At 71.7% G+C, this 14698-nt stretch carries 16 protein-coding genes and 1 pseudogene; 12 read left to right on the top strand and 5 right to left on the bottom strand.

Going from position 1 to position 14698, the window contains the following annotated elements; genetic code table 11:
• Positions 1-31 precede the first annotated feature (31 nt).
• From AN218_RS05090 to AN218_RS05055, 8 genes are all read left to right on the top strand, one after another.
• The gene (locus AN218_RS05090; protein WP_070015409.1) at positions 32-1333 is read left to right on the top strand and encodes an acyl-CoA dehydrogenase family protein; all 1302 of its coding nucleotides are present in this window, start codon (positions 32-34) and stop codon (positions 1331-1333) included.
• Positions 1320-1559, top strand: a complete 240-nt coding sequence (locus AN218_RS05085; protein ID WP_070015408.1) for an acyl carrier protein — start codon at positions 1320-1322, stop codon at positions 1557-1559. The genes AN218_RS05090 and AN218_RS05085 overlap by 14 nt, the downstream gene beginning before the upstream one ends.
• Complete coding sequence (locus AN218_RS05080; RefSeq protein WP_244900275.1) at positions 1556-2788, top strand: beta-ketoacyl-[acyl-carrier-protein] synthase family protein; 1233 nt, start codon at positions 1556-1558, stop codon at positions 2786-2788. Before AN218_RS05085 ends, AN218_RS05080 begins: the two co-directional genes overlap by 4 nt.
• 33 nt (positions 2789-2821) lie before the next feature.
• Positions 2822-3847: an SDR family oxidoreductase gene (locus tag AN218_RS05075; protein ID WP_070015407.1), complete on the top strand. Its 1026-nt coding sequence runs from the start codon at positions 2822-2824 to the stop codon at positions 3845-3847.
• Positions 3848-3930: 83 nt separating this feature from the next.
• A complete protein-coding gene (locus AN218_RS05070; RefSeq protein ID WP_070015415.1) occupies positions 3931-5010 on the top strand; it encodes an LLM class flavin-dependent oxidoreductase in 1080 nt (359 codons plus the stop codon).
• The gene (locus tag AN218_RS05065; protein ID WP_244900273.1) at positions 5007-5570 is read left to right on the top strand and encodes a flavin reductase family protein; all 564 of its coding nucleotides are present in this window, start codon (positions 5007-5009) and stop codon (positions 5568-5570) included. Before AN218_RS05070 ends, AN218_RS05065 begins: the two co-directional genes overlap by 4 nt.
• Before the next feature lie 170 nt (positions 5571-5740).
• Complete coding sequence (locus tag AN218_RS05060) at positions 5741-6865, top strand: permease (RefSeq protein WP_079131833.1); 1125 nt, start codon at positions 5741-5743, stop codon at positions 6863-6865.
• Complete coding sequence (locus AN218_RS05055; RefSeq protein ID WP_070015406.1) at positions 6862-7695, top strand: TIGR03943 family putative permease subunit; 834 nt, start codon at positions 6862-6864, stop codon at positions 7693-7695. Before AN218_RS05060 ends, AN218_RS05055 begins: the two co-directional genes overlap by 4 nt.
• Before the next feature lie 49 nt (positions 7696-7744).
• Here AN218_RS05055 and AN218_RS05050 read toward each other — a convergent pair whose 3' ends face one another.
• The 3 genes from AN218_RS05050 to rpmF all read right to left on the bottom strand — a co-directional run bounded on the left by AN218_RS05050 (position 7745) and on the right by rpmF (position 10021).
• Positions 7745-8572, bottom strand: coding sequence for a class I SAM-dependent methyltransferase (locus tag AN218_RS05050; RefSeq protein ID WP_070015405.1), 828 nt, complete (start codon positions 8570-8572; stop codon positions 7745-7747).
• A gap of 72 nt (positions 8573-8644) precedes the next feature.
• Complete coding sequence (locus AN218_RS05045; protein WP_070015404.1) at positions 8645-9844, bottom strand: GTP-binding protein; 1200 nt, start codon at positions 9842-9844, stop codon at positions 8645-8647.
• A 6-nt stretch (positions 9845-9850) separates the two neighbouring features.
• On the bottom strand, positions 9851-10021 hold the full coding sequence (gene rpmF / locus AN218_RS05040) for a 50S ribosomal protein L32 (protein WP_070015403.1): 171 nt from the start codon (positions 10019-10021) through the stop codon (positions 9851-9853).
• Between the two features lie 821 nt (positions 10022-10842).
• Here rpmF and AN218_RS38695 point away from each other — a divergent pair.
• Positions 10843-10971 (top strand): hypothetical protein, encoded by a 129-nt coding sequence (locus AN218_RS38695; protein WP_275936954.1) that lies wholly within the window; start codon positions 10843-10845, stop codon positions 10969-10971.
• A 204-nt stretch (positions 10972-11175) separates the two neighbouring features.
• Here the strand turns inward: AN218_RS38695 and AN218_RS36415 are convergent, their stop codons facing one another.
• Positions 11176-11325, bottom strand: coding sequence for a hypothetical protein (locus AN218_RS36415; RefSeq protein ID WP_171908605.1), 150 nt, complete (start codon positions 11323-11325; stop codon positions 11176-11178).
• A 448-nt stretch (positions 11326-11773) separates the two neighbouring features.
• On the opposite strand from AN218_RS36415, the pseudogene AN218_RS38875 reads away from it, so the two are divergent.
• From AN218_RS38875 to AN218_RS05030, 3 genes and pseudogenes are all read left to right on the top strand, one after another.
• Positions 11774-12334: pseudogene (locus AN218_RS38875) on the top strand (cutinase family protein); the annotation flags it as partial.
• A gap of 49 nt (positions 12335-12383) precedes the next feature.
• On the top strand, positions 12384-13079 hold the full coding sequence (locus AN218_RS05035; RefSeq protein WP_079131828.1) for a cutinase family protein: 696 nt from the start codon (positions 12384-12386) through the stop codon (positions 13077-13079).
• A gap of 239 nt (positions 13080-13318) precedes the next feature.
• On the top strand, positions 13319-13966 hold the full coding sequence (locus AN218_RS05030; RefSeq protein WP_079131827.1) for a helix-turn-helix domain-containing protein: 648 nt from the start codon (positions 13319-13321) through the stop codon (positions 13964-13966).
• 26 nt (positions 13967-13992) lie between these two features.
• On the opposite strand, the gene AN218_RS05025 is transcribed toward AN218_RS05030, so the two are convergent.
• A complete protein-coding gene (locus AN218_RS05025; RefSeq protein ID WP_070015402.1) occupies positions 13993-14649 on the bottom strand; it encodes a DUF1028 domain-containing protein in 657 nt (218 codons plus the stop codon).
• Between the last annotated feature and the right edge of the window lie 49 nt (positions 14650-14698).

The raw sequence follows: 14698 nt of genomic DNA, 5'->3' as shown, positions 1-14698 counted from the left end.
TGGGGCAGACCCAGGAAGAAGGTAGAGCCGCATGACCCTCGACGACGTCTTCGACGGCCTGTGGCCCGAGGTCGACGACGCACTGCCGCAGGAGGCGCTGGCCGAGATCGCCGGGCACGCCGTGCGCTCCGACAGGGAGGGCACGGCACCCGTGGAAAGCCTGCGGCTGCTGCGGGAGTTGAACTGGCCCGGCCGCCCCGTCCCGGAGAAGTTCCTCGGCGGCGGCGCCGGCCTCGTCGAGTGCTGCGCCATGCAGCGCGCCCTCGGCGCCGCCGACCCGGGGCTCGCGGTCGCGGTGAACATGCATCTGTTCTCCGTGGGGCTCATGGTCGAGCACTGGCAGCGCCGCACCGACACCTCCTGGCTGCTGATGGAGGCCATCGCCACCCAGAACCGGCTGCTGGCCTCGGCGTTCGCCGAGCCCAACCTCGGCGGCTCCACCACGCGTTCGACGCTGCGGGCCCGTCCGGTCAAGGGCGGCTGGCAGGTCTCGGGCACCAAGCGGCCCTGCTCGCTCGCCGCGGAGGCCGACCTCGTCTGTCTCCAGACGCAGACCGAGGAGACCGGTGAGACCGACGGGACCGGGGGGAGCGACGGGCAGGACGGCGGCGGCCCCTCCGTACTGGTCGCGCTGCTGCCCACGAACGCGCCCGGCCTGTCCGTACGCACCGACTGGGACACCCTGGGCATGCGCGGCTCGGCGTCCAACACCCTCGTGCTCGACGAGTGCTTCATCCCCGAGGAGCTGGTGTTCTACCAGGCGGCGGCCGGCACCGAGGACGACGACGTCTTCGCCGCCGGCACCATCTGGTTCGCGCTCACCGCCACGGCCTGCTATCTCGGCGTCGCCCAGTCCGCACTGCACCACGCGAGCGAGCTGATGGGCCGCATGCGCATCGCCCATCTCGGCACCACCCGCGCCCGGCTGCCCAGCTACCAGGCCGCCATCGGCGACCGGGTCGCCGAACTCCTCACCCTCGAAGCCGCCTGCGCCGACGTGGCGCGGCGCATGGAGGCGGGGGCCACGCCCGAACATCTCGTCGGGGCGGCGCTCGGCGTCAAACAGCAGGCCGTACGCGTCGTTCCGGAGGTGGTCGGCGCGCTGGCCGAGGCCGTCGGCGGCGCCTCGTACGCGCGGTCGGCACCGCTGGAGCGGCTGTGGCGGGACGCGCAGGCGATCCGCTTCCATCCCCCGACCCCCGTGGCGACCCGGCAGTACCTGGCGCGGCGCGCCCTCGGCCTGCCCGCCACCCTCGACCTGGACGAGGCGGCCCCCGGTCTTCACCACGATGCTCAGGAAATCCGAAAAGGGAGTGGCAATGAACCGAGCTGAACTGGCGGGAGCAGTCAGGACCCAGGTCGCCCTCGTCGTCGGCGTCGACGAGGAGGAGATCGAGGAGGGCACCGACCTGCGGGAGAAGTACGACATCGACAGCCTCGAACTGATGGAGATCGGGACGCGGTTGGAGAAGGTCCTCGGATACCGCTTCCAGGTCGAGGACTTCATGCACGTACGCAGCGTGGGGGACACGATCGACCTGCTCCAGGAGCAGGCGTGAACCGCCCCCGGAGGCGGGTGGCCATCTGCGGCGTCGGCATGAAGACCGCGGCGGGCACCGAGACCAAGGAGGTCATGGACGCGCTGCTGGAGGGCCGTTCGTCCGCGGCGCCGGTCGAGGAGTTCGTCGAACGGGACCTGGCGGTGACGTTCGCCTGCCGCGTGCCCGACTTCGACACCTCGCGCTATCTCTCGCTGCGCGAGTCCCGGCAGATGGAGCGCTCCGCCGTGCTGGCCATGGCCGCCGCGCTCGACGCCGTCGGCGACGTGCCGCTGGAGACGGTCGCGGCGCCGGAGCGGATCGGCGTCGCCGTCGGCGCCGGTGCCGGCGGGCTCACCGCGACGGAGGAGCTGACGGGGGAGTACGGCAGCGATCCCGGCCAGATGCCCGCCTTCAGCGTGCCCCGCACCATGGCCAGCGGCGCCGCCGCGCGGCTCAGTCTGCGGCTGGGCGCCCGGGGTTCGGCCCTCACCTACGCCACCGCCTGCGCCAGCGGCACCAACGCGATCGGTGAGGCGGTGCAGAAGATCCGCCACGGCGAACTCGACGTCGTCGTCGCCGGCGGAGTGGAGGCGTCGGTCTCCCCGATGGTGGTCTCCGGGTTCGCGCGCATGCGCGCCCTGTCCCAGCGCAACGACGAACCGGCCGCCGCGTGCCGTCCGTTCGACGTCGAGAGGGACGGCTTCGTCATGGCCGAGGGCGCGGCGTTCCTCGTACTGGAGGAGTGGGAGCACGCCCAGGCGCGCGGCGCCACCGTGCTCGGCGAGGTCCTGGGCTACGGCTCCAACTCCGACGCCTTCCACATCGTGGCCCCGCGGGAGGACGGCCGCAGCGCGGCCGACTGCATCCGGCTGGCGCTGGACGACGCCGGCCTCGCACCCGAGGACGTCGGCCACATCAACGCGCACGGCACGTCCACCGTGCACAACGACCGTGCCGAGGCACGGGCGATCACGAACGTCTTCGGCGACTCCGGGCCGCCCGTCACCGCCTCCAAGGGCGTGCTGGGTCACGGGCTCGGCGCCGCGGGGGCGATGGAGGCCGCGGTCACCGCGCTCAGCGCCGCGTCCGGGCTCGTCCCGCCGGTGGCCAACTTCGGCCGCGCCGACGAGGACACGGCGAAGCTGGACATCGTCGCGGGCACCCCGAGGAAGATCGGCAAGCTGCCCGCCCTGTCCAACTCGTTCGGCTTCGGCGGGCACAACGCCACCCTGGTGATCGCACCGTGACGGCCGCAACGCACGATCCCGAGGAGTGACCAGATGCGGGTCTTGATCACCGGATCCACCGGTGTGGTGGGGCAGGAAGTGGTGCGCAGCCTCGTCTCGTCGGACGAGGACGTCGAGGTGACCAAGGTCGCCAGGAGGCCGTCGGCCCCCGACGAGGTGGCCTGGAACATGGGCCACGCTCCGCCGCCGCCCGAACTGCGCGGCCCCTGGGACGCGGTGGTGCACACGGCCGCCTCCACCCGCTGGAGCATGGGCCGCGACGAGGCCGTCGAGGCCAACGTGAAGCCCACCGAGGCGGTCCTCGGGCTGCTGGGCGAGAACACGCACCTCGTCCATCTCTCCACCGCGTACGCGGACGGCGCGGACCCCGAACTGCACGCCGTGCCCTCCGCGTTCGGCCGCCACCGCAACGGCTACGAGTGGTCCAAGGCGGAGTGCGAGACGCTCGTGCGCGAGCGCCACGAGGGTCCGCTGACGGTGGTGCGCCCGCCGCTGATCATCGGCCGTACGACGGACGGCGAGATCGGCCGGTTCACCGGCCCGTACACGCTGGTGCAGGCGCTCGCCTCCGGCCTGGCCGCCGCGCTCGTCGGCGATACGCGCGGGTGCGCGGAGCTGGCACCGGTGGACCAGGTGGCGGACGTGACGGTCGGGGCCGTGCTGGGGGAGGCGCCCTCCGCGCCCCGTACCGAGGTGATCGCGGGCGGCCCGAAGTGCCTGCGGCTGGGCGAACTGCTGGACGTGGTGTGCGGCACGCTGAACGAGTGGCGGGCCGAGCGCGGCATCTCCCCGATCGGGCAGCCGCCCTTCATTCCGACGGAGCGCTGGCACCGGTTCTTCCTGCCGATGGCCAGGGAGCATCTGTCACCGGTGCAGCTCGAAGTGGTCCAGTTGCTGGGCATGTTCGAGAGCTACACCAGTCTCGACGAGCCGCTGGAGCCCACCCAGCAGGTCAAGGACCCCGCGGCGGCGCTCGCCCTGTCGATCCGCTGCTGGGCGGACCGCAAGCCCCGGCTGGCCTCCCGCATCCCCGAACCCTGGGCCGGCGTGGGCGGCTGAGGACGCGCCGCGACCGCGCACGCGGCGACTCCCGAACGCATCGACCGACCACCGCACTTGACCACAGCTTGGAGTTCCGTGCCGTGAAATTCTCCCTGTTCTTCGAAATGCAGCTCGCCGACCCCACCCGGGAGAGCGAGCGGCAGATATTCCACGACTCGGTCGAACAGGCCGTGCTCGCCGACCGGTTGGGCTACCACGCGGTGTGGGCGGTGGAGCACCACGGGCTGCGGGAGTACGCGCACAGCTCGGCCCCCGAGGTCTTCCTCTCCTTCGTCGCGGCGCGCACCGAGAACGTACGGGTCGGCCACGGCGTGACCCTCACGGCGCACCGCTACAACCATCCGATCCGCATCGCGGAGCGCGTGGCGACCCTGGACATCCTCTCGAACGGGCGCGTCAACTGGGGCTCGGGCAAGAGCGGGACGCGCACCGAGCAGCACGCCTTCGAGACCGACATCCCCGCCCTCGCCGACCAGTGGCTCGAAGCCCAGCGGCTGATACCGCGCATCTGGTCCGAGGACGTCGTGGAGTGGAAGGGCGACTTCTTCGACATCCCGCCGACCCAGGTCGTCCCCAAGCCGGTGCAGAGCCCGCATCCGCCGATGTTCGCCGCGTGCAGCACCCCGTCCAGCTCGGTGCAGGCGGGCGAACTCGGCCTGGGCGCACTGAACTTCTCCGCCGGCACGCAGAAGAAGCTGACCGACCGCGTACGGCGCTACCGCGAGGCGGTCGCCTCGGCCGATCCCGTGGGCGCGGCGGTGACCGACCACTACGCGTGCACCCCGATGAGCACGGTCCTGGAGGACGACCGCAGGGCGTGCGAGTACGGCTTCCGCGGCGCCGCCTACTTCTGGCAGTCGCAGATGAAGTACTACGGCGGCGAGCAGCGCCCGACGGGGCCCCTGCACGCGGACGCGGGACCGCTCGCCGAGGAGGACCTGAAGCGCGCCATGGACGAACGGCTCGCGCCGGACGCCCCGTTGACCGGTGTGATCGGAAGCCCCGAGATCTGCCGCCGGCAGATCGAACGCTTCGAGGAGGCGGGCGTCGACGAGTTGATCCTCGTGATGCAGATGGGCACCGTGCCGCACGAGATCGTCATGGAGTCCATCCGTACGTTCGGCGAGCAGGTGCTTCCGCACTTCCCGGACCGCACGTGACCTCCGGCACCGAGGAAGGGGCGCTCCGGGTGGAGGCGCTGCCCGACGCCGGCGACGAACAGGCCCTGCGCGAGGGCCTGTTCGAGGTCATGGCGGCCTTCCCCACCGGCGTGGGGATCGTCACCACGACCGACGAGGAGGGCCGTCCCGCGGGGCTGACCACCTCGGCGCTGTGCAGCGTCTCCGCCTCCCCGCCGATGCTTCTGGTCTGTGTGGGCAACCAGAGCCGCACACTGCCCCATCTGCTGGCCCGTCGCCGCTTCGTGGTGCATGTGATGGCGGCGGGCGCGGGCAGGGCGGCGTGCGTGCGCTTCGCCTCCAAGTCGTGGGACAAGTTCGCCGGCCTCGACTGGCGCCGCACCCCCTCGGGCCTGCCGCTGCTGGAGCGGGGCGTGCTCGCCTGGGCGGAGTGCGTCACGGCCCAGGAGGTCGCGACGGGCGACCACACGACGCTCGTCGGACGCTATGTGGCGGGCGAGGGCGCACCGGAGGGCCGCCACCCGCTCCTCTACCACCAGCGCGACTACCGCGATCTGTCGCCGGGACCGGCCACGACGTAACACCATGTAAGGGGACCGACCACGACGTAAGAGGGGGGCCGCCTCCCGCCCCGCACCGCCCGCGCCCGTGACCGCCGCATGAACTGTGCGGTGTGTATGCGGAATCGGAGAGCCCGTCCTCGTTATCTTGCAGCGTCAGGCTCTCTCACGGCGGTCCCTTTGGAGTGGTCTTGCGCAGAGCATCCGAGACGGTCGACGGCTCCCCGGAAGGAGGCGTCCCGGACGGTGACGCGGCGGAGAGCCGCCTTCCGTCTCCGCGCCCCGGTACGCGGGAGGGGGCGGGCCGATGGCCCCGGCTCGGGTCCCTGACCTGGACCGGGCTCCTGCCCAGACCCAGGAACGCGCTGCTGCTGGGCGCCGCGGCGCTGTCGGCGGCGGTCATCGTCGTGGCGGGCGGCCTCGCGGGCTGGACGGACGCGCTGACGCACCCCGGGTTCGGCGCCTGGCAGACCGTGAGCGTCGCCATCGTGGTACAGGCTCTTCCGTTTCTGCTGTTCGGCACGATGCTCGCGGGGGCGATCAACGCCTTCGTCCCCGCCCAGGCGTTGGCGAAGGCGCTGCCGGCGAGGCCCGCGCTGGCCGTGCCCGTCGCCGGTGCGGCCGGAGTGGTGCTGCCCGGCTGCGAGTGCGCCTCGGTGCCGGTCGCCGGAAGCCTCATCCGGCGCGGTGTCACCTCGGCCGCGGCCCTGACCTTTCTGCTGGCCGCGCCGGCGGTCAACCCGATCGTGCTCGCCGCCACCGCCGTCGCGTTCCCCGGGCGCCCGGAGATGATGTGGGCGCGGCTCCTCGCCTCGCTCGGCGCCTCCGTCGGAATGGGCTGGCTGTGGCTCCGGTTCGGCCGGGAGGAGTGGCTGCGGCTGCCGTCCCGTACGAGCGGACACCACGCGGGGAGGAGCAGATGGGAGGAGTTCCGGCAGAGCTTTCAGCACGACCTGCTGCACGCCGGCGGCTTTCTCGTCGTGGGCGCGCTGGCCGCCGCCACCTTCAACGTGCTCGTTCCCCGCAGCGTGCTGGACACCTTCTCCGCCTCGCCGTGGATGTCCGTGCTCTTTCTGGCGCTGCTGGCGATCGTGCTGTCCATCTGCTCCGAGGCGGACGCCTTCGTCGCGGCGTCCCTGACGGGTTTCTCCCCGACGGCCCGTCTCGCCTTCATGGTCGTGGGACCGATGGTGGATCTGAAGCTGATCGCGCTCCAGGCGGGAACCTTCGGCCGCGCCTTCGCCCTCCGCTTCTCCGCGGCGACACTCGTCATGGCCCTTCTGTCCAGCGCTCTCATCGGATGGTGGCTGCTGTGAGACGCAACGCGCAGGTCCTTCTGCTTCTGCTCCTCGGGGCGGGACTGCTGCACATCTCCCTGGTCACGGACTTCTATCTGCGGTATGTGAAGGCGGGGCTCCAGCCCCTGCTGATCGCGTCCGGAGCCGTCCTCCTGGCGCTGGGGCTGGTGGCGGCGTACCAGGACGGCTTTCCCTTCGGCGGCAGGGAGAAGGAGCGTCCCGGCGCGGCGTCCCCGCAGAGCGCGGAGGACTCCGACGGGCACGCCTCCGGGGATTCCCATGGGCATGCACACGGGCACTCCCATGGGCACTCCCACCCACCGCGTGTCAGCTATCTGCTCTTCCTGCCCGCGCTGGCCTTGCTGCTCCATCTGCCCCCGGCGCTCGGCTCGTTCACCGCTGCCCGGGAGAGCGAGACCCCCGCTGCGTCGGACAAGCCACCGCAGCGGGCGAAGAAGAAGGACGACGCACCGCTCTTCTCGCCCCTGCCGGCCTCGCGTCCGGCTCCCCTCACGCTCACCGAGTTCCTGATGCGCGCGGACCGGGACCGGGGCCGGACGCTCAAGGACCGCACCGTACGGATGACGGGGTTCGTCACCCCCGGACGACCGGGCGCCCCCTGGGAGTTGACCCGCATCGTCATCTCCTGCTGCGCCGCCGACTCCCAGTCGCTGAAGGTCCGCATGGCGGGGATGCCGGCACCGCCCGCCGACAGTTGGGTGACGGTCACGGGCACCTGGCAGCCGCCCGCCGGGGACGGGCAGACCTCCCGGCCCACCCTTCGGCCGACGCAACTGGAACCGGTCTCCGACCCGCCGAACCCCTATATGGACAGCGCACCCCAGTAGAACGGAACGGGCCGAGCCTTGGCCGGGCCTGGACCGGGCCGCTCCCCGGCTACGGCAGCCGGACGAGGCAGAGCCGGTACTCCTCGACCTGGGGGAGGCGCTGTTCGGCGAGCCCGTCGAGCATCTCCCGGTAGGCGGCGGGCAGTTGCTCGTACATCCGGCCCGGCAGACCGCTGAGGGTGTGCGCGGCGAGCACCTCCGTCCCCGGCAGCCAGGTGGCGAGTTCGGCGGGGTCCGCGCAGGACCACCGCATACGGGCCTCGACCTTGCTCAGCGCGTCATGGTCGTCCTGGGCGCCGACGATCCCGGGACCGGCGGTGTCCAGGGCGAGGAGCGAGCCGGGGAAGCGCTCCGCGAGCATGCCGAGGACGCGGCGTACGTCCGTCTCCTCCAGGAACGGCAGCACGGCCTCGGCGGAGAAGAAGTACGGGCCGCCGGCGTCCGCTTCCACCGTGGCGGGCCAGGACGGGTCCGTCACGGACGCCGCGATCGTCGTCCGCCGTGCGGTGTCGATGAAGAACGTCCGCCGCAGCTCGGTCACATCGGGCAGGTCGAGGTCGAACCAGCGTGCCTGTGCCCAATCGACGCGCTCATGACGGGTGTTGAGGCCGGCGCCGAGTTCCACCACCGTGCCCGAGGGGTGAGCGGCGAGGAAGTCCGTCACCCACCGGTCGAACAGGGCGGTGCGCAGCACCGCGCCGGTGAGGCTCGGCAGACCGTCGAAGCGCGAGAAGTCGTAGTCGATCGCGGCGACGATCTCCCCGGCCCGCGGATCCCGCAGAGCGGCCTGCTCCTTGCCGTTCTCCACGGCCCGTCCGTAGAGGGGGATGAGCAGCGTCTCCTGGACCGTTCCCGGTCGCACACCGTGCTTCGTCATCGGATGCTCCTTCGTGGAAGACCGCCCCGGCACACGCACATCCGGCCCAACGCCCTTGCGCGGAAGGCGACTTCAGCCGTGTACGTGCACGTGTACGGCACCGGCCTGCTCCGGGTGGTCGTGTTCGCAGTGGTCGTCGATGCCGTATGTGTCCCACTCCGGGAAGGGATCGACGGGCGGGACGCCCTCGCCGCTCGTCATGAGGCAGTCGGCCAGAGCCTTTTGCAGGGCTTCGGCGCGCAACTCCGTTCCGATGAAGACCAGTTCCTGCCCCGCGGGTGCGCCCGGGGTGACGGCGCCGGACGGTTCGAACCGTGCGACGGCCCCGGCCTGCGACCACAGCCCCCGCACCCGGGGGCGGCTGGCCAGATGGAAGAAGCCCTTCGACCGCAGGACCTCCCCGAAGGAGCCCCCGTCGAGTTCCTCGGTCACGAACCTCCACAACCTGCCCGGGTGGAAGGGCACTTGGGAACGGAAGACGGTCGAGGAGATCCCGTACTCCTCGGTCTCGGGGACATGGTCGCCGTTGAGTTCCATGACCCAGCCGGGGGCCTGCTGCGCGCGCTCCATGTCGAACAGCCCCGTGCCGAGCACCTGGTGGAGAGGCACCCGGCCATGGGTGGCGGGCACGATACGGGCGGCCGGGTTGAGCCGGACCAGGGCCGCGCGGAGGCGCGCCGCGCTGTCCTCGTCCACGAGGTCGAGCTTGTTGAGCACGAGCACGTCGGCGAACTCGATCTGGTCCATCAGCAGGTCGCTGACGGTGCGTTCGTCGTTCTCGTACTGGTCGAGTCCGCGCTCGGCGAGGCCGTCGCCGCCCGTCAGCTCCGGCAGCAGGTTCGCGGCGTCGACGACCGTGACCATGGTGTCCAGCCGGGCGACGTCGCCGAGCACCGCTCCGTCGTCGCGGGGAAAGGCGAACGTGGCCGCCACGGGCATCGGTTCGGAGATTCCGCTTGACTCGATCAGAAGATGGTCGAAGCGCCCCTCGCCGGCCAGCCGGCCGACCTCGTCGAGAAGATCGTCGCGCAGCGTGCAGCAGATGCAGCCGTTCGTCATCTCGACCAGACGCTCCTCGGTACGCGAGAGCGCGGCCTCCCCGCCGCGTACGAGCGCGGCGTCGATGTTGACCTCGCTCATGTCGTTGACGATGACCGCGACGCGCAGCCCTTCGCGATTGCCGAGCACATGGTTGAGCAGCGTGGTCTTCCCGGCACCGAGGAAGCCGGAGAGCACGGTGACGGGCAGCCGGTCATGTGCGGTGTCTGCCACGGGAGTTCAGTCCTGGGGACGGATCAGTCCGCGCTCGTACGCGCGCGCCAGCCGCCGCGGCACCTGATACGTCACCCCGTCGACGGTGACCGGTACGAGGTGCGGCGCGGCGGCCTTCCACTGGGCGCGACGGTGGCGGGTGTTGCTGCGGGACATCTTCCGCTTGGGAACGGCCATGGGACACCTCCGTGATGGGCGAGCGGCATCATGACGCTATATGAAAATGGATCCCATGAGCAATAGCGGTGTCCGCTGGTGCGGGGCGGGTGCGTGCGACCGCGGCTGCGAGGGGTGCGGAGAGGGCCGCGGCAGCGACGGAGCAGGTCCGCGCTCCGTGCTCAACTGCCGTGCTTCCGGCGGGAGTCGGTGTCGGGCAACGGATGTGGGCGACCGTCTTGACCTGACCGGCCGGGGTTCGTAACGTGCCGCCGAGCCTTCGTAATAATGATGCATCTTCATCATAATGATGATGTCGGGAAGGCGCCGGCGACCGGTCGACCGACGGGGGAGAGGCGTGAGACGGCTGAGCCGATGGGGCACGCGCCGGGCTCGTGCCGGTGGCGGCGGTGCGTGGCGTGGGTTCCGCGGGTGGGGGTCGTATCCGTTATCCGGCGCCGGGTGCGCCGGTCGAGGAAGGGAAAGGCGAATGACAGGACGTCATCGTCGTCCGTCAGGGGCGACGGATCGTGGTACGGGCCGAACTGCGGTGAAGCGCAGTGGCGTTGTCATCGCGGGTGCCGTGGTGGCGAGCGTGGTGGCCACCCTGCCGGCGGCTGCGAATCCGGCTTCGGGGCCGAGTTCGAGTACGAGCGCTCAGGGGAGCGTCCGGTCCAGCACGNCCGCCGGCCCCGGCCCCCGCGCCGCCCGCCGCCGCTCCGGCACCCGCACCCGCTCCGGCTCCCGCGCCCACGGACGAGGACGCGGATCACACCCTGGAGAACCTGCACAACGCCCTCAAGGAGGTCAACGGCGCGCTGCCTCCCAACACACCGCGTCAGGTGGGCCTTCCGCTGAAGGCCGCCGAGATCGCGACGGATCCCGCCCTCAACGAACCGCTGGGCAAGGCGATTCGAGAAGGCGCCACTCCCGGATATCCAGGGTCGGCCCCCATCGGGCAGGGCGACTGACGGCGAGCGGCCGATGCGCCGACGCCGCCTGTGAAGAACGAGGGGGACGCCCGAGCACGGACTCGGCCTGGCGCCGTTCACGCACCGCGGAGGTGCCGGCGTCGGCAGCGCATGGTCCATCGGAATCCGCGCGTGCAATGCATCCACATCCACTGTCCGGCGCCGCGTGTGCCGGTCGAGGAAAGGAAGAGCCATGACAGGACGTCACCGTCGTCCCTCGGGGGCGACGGACCGTAGTGCGGAGAGAACCGCGGTGAAGCGCGGCGGCTTCGTCATCGCGGGTGCCGTGGTGGCGAGCGTCGTGGCCACCGTGCCGGCGGTCGCGAGTCCCGTCTCCGGGCCGGGTTCGAGCACGAACGCTCAGGGGAGCGTCCGGTCGAGCACCAAGGCGACGCCGGGGAACGTCGGCGGAAACACCGCCAACGCCGGTGCCGGCGCCAACTCCGGCGCCAACGGCCCCGGGACCGGGGTGAGTTCGGGTTCCGGTACGANAAGGCGACGCCGGGGAACGTCGGCGGAAACACCGCCGGCTCCGACGCCAACGGCCCCGGGACCGGGGTGAGTTCGGCTTCCGGTACGGCTCAGGGGCTCACGGGCCCGGGGAACAAGGCGACCCCGCAGACCCGGGTTCCCGCGGCCAACAGGGCGTCCAAGTCCGAGACGCCGGACCCCGGTTCGAGCGTCAGCGCCCAGCAGACCACGGCACGGCACGACCGCGACGGGCAGCTCAAGGTCGAGTCGTCGCACAGCCCGGCGCGGTCGAGCGTNGGGCCCGGGGAACAAGGCGACCCCGCAGACCCGGGTGCCCGCGGCCGACAGGGCGTCCAAGTCCGAGACGCCGAACCCCGGTTCGAGCATCAGCGCCCAGCAGACCACGGCACGGCACGACGGCAACGGGACGACCACGGTCACGTCGTCACACGGTGCAGCGCGGAACAGCAACACCCAGATCGTCGCCCGGGACAATGCCGACGGGTCCCGTACGGTCTCGGACCAGCACGGTTCCAGCACCTTCCGGCACAAGGTGGCCAAGCTCCTGACCTCCACGCCGCCTCCGTCGTCCGCGCCGGAACAGGCGCCCGCTCCGCCGCCGCAGGCTCCGGGGCAGGAGGCCCCGGTGAGCAGCGGCGACACCTGGACGATCGTCGTGGGCGGCTTCGGCGACACGGAAGGGACGGTCTTCACCAACGCCAACGCCGAAGGCGTCGACGCGGTCGTCAAGTACTCGGCGGCGCTGACCGGAGCGAGCACCCGCGAGGGCGTGGACGAGCTGAACCGCATGATCCGGGAGCACCGTGCGGCCAACCCGGGCCAGCACATCAAGGTCGTCGGCTACTCGCAGGGCGCGGCCGTCGTGCACACCTGGACGGCCGAGAACGCCGGAACCNACACCCAGATCGTCGCCCGGGACAATGCCGACGGGTCCCGTACGGTCTCGGACCAGCACGGTTCCAGCACCTTCCGGCCGCCGCCACCCCCGCCGCCGGAGCCGAAGCCGGCACCGCAGCAGGCGTCCGCCGGTGCCCCGGCAGCGNACCTGGACGATCGTCGTGGGCGGCTTCGGCGACACGGAAGGGACGGTCTTCACCAACGCCAACGCCGAAGGCGTCGACGCGGTCGTCAAGTACTCGGCGGCGCTGACCGGAGCGAGCACCCGCGAGGGCGTGGACGAGCTGAACCGCATGATCCGGGAGCACCGTGCGGCCAACCCGGGCCAGCACATCAAGGTCGTCGGCTACTCGCAGGGCGCGGCCGTCGTGCACACCTGGACGGCCGAGAACGCCGGAACCATCGACAACGTCAACTCCGTGCTCATCGCCGACCCGAAGCGCCAGGGCGGCCCCGGCACCGGCACGGACGGCCTCTCCGGCCAGTGGTACGCGGGAGTCGTGGGCACGCCCACGGCCGGTTCGGACCAGAACTTCGGCACCATCCCCACCACATCGGTGTGCACCGACGACGTGATCTGTGACAGCAGTGCGCCCTCCGGCTGGATCGGCTACGCCGGCCAGCCCAGCGCGCACGGCAACTACTCGTTCGACGTCGACGACTACGCCGACAACGCCAACGGGCAGTGGTTCAACGGCGAGTTCAAGCCCTGGGGGTGACGCGGTCCGCTGCCGAGGTCCGGTCCGGTCGTGCGACGGCACGGCCGGACCGGCACCGGCGAACCCGCGAGGACCTCGCCCAGCACACCTGCGTCATCGCCGAGCACGTCCCCGTACACGGCAGTCGCTCCGCGTACACGGCAGTCGCTCCGGGCGTACCGCCGCGGACGCATAGAATCCTCGGGCGCCCAGAGCGCGTCCGACCCGTCCGACCGGAGCGGTGCACCGAGGGGTGAGCGATGCCGAGGAAACCCGCCGGGGAACCCGACGGTTCAGCAGGGGAGTCCGCGGAGTCCGAGGCCGCTTCCGCCGCGGACCGTGACGGCGAACTCGCCACCATCGGGACGACCGTCCGCGCGACGCGGCGCGTGCTGGGCATGACCGTCGAGGCGCTCGCCTCGCGCGCGGGCGTGAGCACGGGCGCGCTGAGCCAGTTGGAGCGGGGCCAGGGCAACCCCTCGTTGCAGACGTTGCAGCGTCTCGCGTCCGCGCTGAGCATCCCGCTGGTGCAGCTTCTTCAAGGGGCGCCCGAACCCGAGCACTTCGTCGTCCGCGCGGGCCACGGGCCCCGGCTGCCCGCGTCGAGTGACGACGATCGCGACTCCCAGGTGATGCGCGAGTTGCTGACCCCGTCGGGCGGGCGGCTCCAGGTGATCCGGAGCGAGGTGCCTCCCGGGTTCAGCAACGAGGGACGCTCCTATCGCCATCTGGGCCAGGAGTGCGTCGTCGTGCTGTCGGGGCGGCTCCGGGTGTGCATCGGCCAGGAGGTCGTCGACCTGGAGCGGGGCGACACCGTCACCTACGACTGCACGGTGGCGCACTGGTGGTCCAATCCGGGCTCGGAGACGACGGTGGTGCTCGGGGCGGTCACCCCGCTGGCGTTCTGACGGACGTCCGCTGTGCGGCGGTGTCTTCAGCCGCTGTGATGCGGCGGCGTGGGCGCGGGCGTGGTGGTGAGCGCGTCGTGCAGGGCGAGGAGGCGGCGCAGTTCGCCGACGGGATCGTCGTGGTCGTCGACGCGCAAATCGATCCGGGAGGCGTTGTGGAGCGTGCCGTTGTCGGCCGGGCCGGCGATGCGCAGCGCGGCGCTCTGCCTGCCGCGGTGGTCCCCGCCGGCCTTCTCGCCGTCGGCGAGGGCCGCGATCAGGCGCTGCGGCAGTGTGCCGGCGGAGGCGAGGAAGGTGTCCCGCAGGGCGGTGAGGACGTGTGTCCCGTCGAGGCAGTTCCCGGCGGCCGCGTATCCGGGGCCGAGGAGATGCCCCGCGGTCTCGGTGCAGTCGGGCCCGGTCCACGCGGCGGCGTCGCCTTTGCCGTCCAGGACCGCGAGTTGGCGCAGCGAGCGTCCCGGGTCGGAGGAGATCAGCCGCTCGACCGTCTCGGCCGCGCTGAGCCCGGCCCGCAGATGTGCGATGCCGCCCTCGGCGAACGCGGTGTTGGTGTGGGCCTGTGTGACGAGGGCGCCCGCGTCCGCGGCCGCGGCGGGTACGGAGGCGCCCACGGCGAGGGACTTCGATGCGGTGATGACACCGAAGGTTCCGTCGTCGTCCCGTACCACCAGGGAGTAGGTCACGCGTCTTCCTTTCTGAACTGCCGGTCTGAACTGCCGGGCCGCCGGCCTG

Source organism: Streptomyces nanshensis, assembly GCF_001751255.1.
GTDB classification, from domain to species: domain Bacteria; phylum Actinomycetota; class Actinomycetes; order Streptomycetales; family Streptomycetaceae; genus Streptomyces; species Streptomyces nanshensis_A.
This window is presented reverse-complemented; position numbering and strand designations above follow the sequence as displayed.